Annotated in this window: 2 protein-coding genes; both read right to left on the bottom strand. The window is 61.5% G+C overall.

Features of this window, described 5'->3' with window-relative positions; genetic code table 11:
• Positions 1–154: 154 nt before the first annotated feature.
• Positions 155–1,576, bottom strand: a complete 1,422-nt coding sequence (locus AC1DVH_RS26000) for an efflux transporter outer membrane subunit (protein ID WP_477756213.1) — start codon at positions 1,574–1,576, stop codon at positions 155–157.
• Positions 1,576–4,755: an efflux RND transporter permease subunit gene (locus AC1DVH_RS25995; RefSeq protein ID WP_477756212.1), complete on the bottom strand. Its 3,180-nt coding sequence runs from the start codon at positions 4,753–4,755 to the stop codon at positions 1,576–1,578. Before AC1DVH_RS25995 ends, AC1DVH_RS26000 begins: the two co-directional genes overlap by 1 nt.
• Positions 4,756–4,824 lie beyond the last annotated feature (69 nt).

The following is a 4,824-nucleotide window of genomic DNA, read 5'->3' as shown; positions in this document are numbered from 1 at the left end:
CGCGTCATCGTTGACGTCCATCGCGAGCAGGCTCGCTCCTACATGGTGCAGGCGGTGTTTTTGAGAGGATAAAAAAGCCCCGCGACCGAATGAGACGCAGGGCAAGGAAATTGGTTGGCTGCGGCCAACCAAAGGAGCGCATTAAAACATCGGGTCAGTTGCTGGCGACCGTCTCCGGCTGCCAGCCACCGCCAAGGGCCTTGTAGATCGCGACGATGCCGCGATACAGGTCGACTTCAGCCTGGGCCTGGGTGTCTTCGGCGGCCAGGCGTTCCCGTTGGGCGTCGAGCAGCACAAGGAAATCGGCCGAGCCTTCGCGGTAGCGGATCTCCGCCAGGTCGGCGGCCGAGCGGCTGGACTCGCTCTGGCGAATCAGCGAGATCAGGCGTTGCTGGCGTTTGCCGTAGTCGCTGAAGGCGTTTTCCGATTCTTCCAGGGCCAGCAACACGTGTTGCTCATAGGTCGCCAGGGCGCCTTCGGCATCGGCGTCGGCGCCGCGCAACCGGGCCTTCACACTGCCCAGGTCAAACGCCGCCCAGGTGATGCTCGGGCCGAGCGCCCAAGCGTTGGCTGCCGAGGAGCCGATCTGTGAACCGCGCCCGGCGGTAAAACCGAGGAAGCCGCTGAGGCTGACCCGCGGGAACAGGTCAGCCTTGGCCACGCCGATACGTGCCGTGGCCGACGCCAATTGGCGTTCGGCACTGCGAATGTCCGGACGGCGTTGCAGCAGCTCACCCGGATCACCGATCGGCAATGCCTTGGCGATCGCCGGCAGGTCTTTCGGGCTCAGGTCCACGGTCAGCTTGTCCGGACGTTCACCCAGCAGGGTGGCGATGCGGTTTTTCTGCCGAACCTGTTCGGCCTGCAATTGCGGCACGCTGGCCTCGACTGACGCGAGTCGCGCATCGGCACGCTCCACGTCGAGCTGATCACCGACGCCGGCATCACGCAGGCTGACGGTGATCTTGCGCGACTCCTGCTGGTTCTGCAGGTTGGCCAGGGCGATTTTCTCCCGCAGTTGCGCGCCGCGCAGTTGGCCGTAGGAATCCACCAGTTCGGCAATCATGGTGACTTGCAGTTGGTACAGATCGGCCTCGAACGCCTGTTGCTCGGCGTTGGCCGACTCCAGGTTGCGCTGGATGCGGCCGAACAGATCGATCTCCCACGCCATATCCAGGCCCAGGTCGTAGCGTTCGCTGTTGACCCGGTCGGTGGTCTGGCCGGGAATCTGGCCTTTGCCCAAATCACTGCTGACGCGGCTGGTGATGGTCGGCATGGCATCGTTGCTGACGTCATCGCGGATCGCCCGTGCGGCTTTCCAGCGGGCGAAGGCGACGCGCAGATCGCGGTTGCCTTGCAGGGATTGCGTCACCAGCTGGTTGAGGGTCGGGTCTTCGAACTGCTGCCACCAGATGCCTTCGAAACGCGAACGGTCAAAATTCTTCTGGCCGGCGGCGCCATCGGTGGCGGCCGTGATGTGGGCCGCCTCGGTGGTTGGCGTCTTGTAGTCCGGACCCACGGCACAGGCACTCAGGGCCAGTACCAGCAGGCTCGGCAGGAAGGCTTTCAAACTCATCAATGCGACTCCAGCTTCAGGGCGGCMTTGGCGGCTTTACGTGCCTGGCCGCGCTCGACAAAGTTACGAATCAATACGTAGAACACTGGCGTCAGCAACAGACCGAAGAAGGTCACCCCGAGCATCCCGGAGAACACCGCTACACCCATGGCGTGGCGCATTTCGGCACCGGCACCGCTGGAGAACACCAGCGGCACGACGCCCATGATGAACGCGAAGGAGGTCATCAGGATCGGCCGCAGACGCAGACGGCAAGCTTCCAGAACCGCCGCCAGCGGGTTTAGGCCTTCGAGCTGTTTGTCCTTGGCGAACTCGACGATCAGGATCGCGTTCTTGCAGGCAAGCCCTACCAATACGATCAAACCGATCTGGGTAAAGATGTTGTTGTCACCGCCGGAGGCGATCACACCGGTGATGGCCGACAGCAGGGTCATCGGTACGATCAGGATCACCGCCAGTGGCAGGCTCCAGCTTTCGTACTGAGCCGCCAGTACCAGGAACGCCAGCAGCACACAGAGCGGGAACACGAACAGCGCGGTGTTGCCGGACAGGATCTGCTGGTAGGTCAGGTCGGTCCATTCGTAGGTCATGCCGTTCGGCAGTTCTTCCTTGAGCAGTTTCTCGATGGCTTTTTCGGCCTGGCCGGAGCTGTAGCCGGGGGCTGCCGCACCGTTGATTTCAGCGGTGATGAAGCCGTTGTAGTGCATCACGCGGTCGGGACCCGAGGTGTCGCTGACCTTGATGAAGGTCGCCAGCGGGATCATCTCACCCTTGTTGTTGCGCACTTTCAGCTGGCCGATCTGGTCGGATTCGAGGCGGAACTGTTGTTCGGCCTGAACGTTGACCTGATAGGTGCGCCCGAAGCGGTTGAAGTCGTTGGCATACAGCGAACCCAGGTAAATCTGCAGGGTGTCGAAGATGTCGCTGACGGCCACGCCGTGGGTCTTGGCTTTTTCCCGGTCGATGGCAGCATCGACCTGTGGCACGTTCACCGTGTAGCTGGTGAACAGGCCGGCCAGTTCCGGCACGCTGTGGCTCTTGGTGATGATGTTCATGGTTTCCTTGTACAGCTCTTCGTAGCCCAGGTTGCCCCGGTCTTCGATCTGCAGGCGGAAACCACCGATGGTGCCCAGGCCTTGTACCGGCGGCGGCGGGAAGATCGCCATGTAGGCTTCCTGGATGTTCGCGTACTGGCCGTTCAAGGCACCGGCAATCGCACCGGCAGACATGCTCGGGTCTTTACGTTCGTCGAACGGTTTCAGGGTCACGAACACGATGCCGGCGTTCGGGCTGTTGGTGAAGCCGTTGATCGACAGGCCCGGGAAGGCCACCGCGCTTTCCACGCCCGGCTGTTTCAAGGCCAGGTCGGACATGCGCTTGATCACGTCTTCGGTACGGTCCAGGCTCGAGGCATCCGGCAATTGCGCGAAGGCCACCAGGTATTGCTTGTCCTGGCCGGGGACGAAACCGGTCGGGGTGCTGGAGAAACCGAAGAAGGTCAGGACCATCAGGCCGGCGTACAGCAGCAGGGCGATACCGCTTGAGCGGATCACGCGGGCAACGGTGCCGACATAACCATGGCTGGCCTTTTCAAAGAAGCGGTTGAACGGACGGAACAACCAGCCACCGAAAATCTTGTCCAGCACCTTGGAGAAACGGTCTTTCGGCGCGTCGTGACCCTTGAGCAGTACCGCGGCCAGAGCAGGCGACAGGGTCAGGGAGTTGAAGGCCGAAATCACCGTGGAAATCGCAATGGTCAGGGCGAACTGCTTGTAGAACTGGCCGGTCAAACCGGAGATGAACGCCGCCGGAACAAACACCGCACACAGCACCAGCGCCGTCGCAATGATCGGGCCGGTCACTTCACGCATGGCGCGTTTGGTGGCTTCGACCGGAGTCAATCCGAGTTCGATGTTCCGTTCGACGTTCTCCACCACCACGATGGCGTCGTCCACCACGATGCCGATGGCCAATACCAGGCCGAACAGCGACAAGGCGTTGAGCGAGAAGCCGAACAGGTGCATCACGGCAAAGGTACCGATCAGCGATACCGGCACAGCGACCAATGGAATGATCGAAGCACGCCAGGTCTGCAGGAACAGGATCACCACCAGCACCACGAGGATCAGCGCTTCGAAGAGGGTGTGAACCACCGCCTCGATGGAGCCGCGCACGAAGATCGTCGGGTCATAGACGATGCTGAAGTCCATGCCTTCGGGGAAGCTCTTCTTCAGTTCGGCCATTTTGGCCCGGACTTCATTGGAGATTTCGATAGCGTTGGAACCAGGACGCTGGAAGATCGGGATCGCCACTGCCGGCTGGTTGTTCAGCAGCGAACGCAAGGCGTATTGGCTCGAACCCAGTTCGACGCGAGCGATGTCCTTCAGACGAGTGATTTCACCGTTGTCGCCAGAGCGAATGATGATGTTCTCGAACTCTTCCTCACTGACYAGACGGCCCTGTGTGTTGACCGACAGCTGGAATGCCGTGGCATTCGGTGCTGGCGGCGCACCCAGCGCACCGGCCGCCACTTGACGGTTCTGTTCGCGAATTGCCGTGACCACATCGGTCGCGGTCAGGTTGCGCGAAGCGGTCTTGTTCGGGTCCAGCCATACACGCAGCGAGTAATCGCCCATGCCGAACAACTGCACATCACCGACACCGCCCAGGCGCGCCAGCTCATCCTTGATGTTGAGCAGAGCGTAGTTGGACAGGTACAGCATGTCGTAGCGTTTGTCCGGCGAGGTCAAGTGCACCACCATCRTCAGGTCGGGCGACGCCTTGTCCACGGTGATACCGATGCGCGTCACTTCCTCGGGGAGTTTCGGCTCGGTGCGGGTCACGCGGTTCTGCACCTGCACCTGGGCGTTGTCCAGGTCGGTACCCAGGGCAAAGGTGATGGTCAGGGTGATCTTGCCGTCAGCGGTGGATTGCGAGGACATGTACAGCATGTTCTCGACGCCGGTGATGGCTTGTTCCAGCGGCGCGGCCACGGTTTCGCCGATGACTTTCGGGTTGGCACCCGGGAAGTTGGCGCGGACCACCACGGTCGGCGGCACCACTTCCGGGTATTCGCTGATCGGCAACTGGAACAGCGAGATCGCACCGGCGATCAGGATCAGCAGCGACAGCACCGCTGCGAAGATCGGCCGCGAAATGAAGAATTGGGAAAAATTCATCTTGGAATCCCTTAACCGCGTGGGGTCGTGGCAGCCAGTTTCACAACCGTACCCGGCGCAACCTTGGCA

This window comes from Pseudomonas sp. P4_C3 (assembly GCF_056402075.1).
The sequence above is the reverse complement of the archived record's forward strand: the minus strand, read 5'-3'. Positions and strand labels throughout refer to the sequence as shown.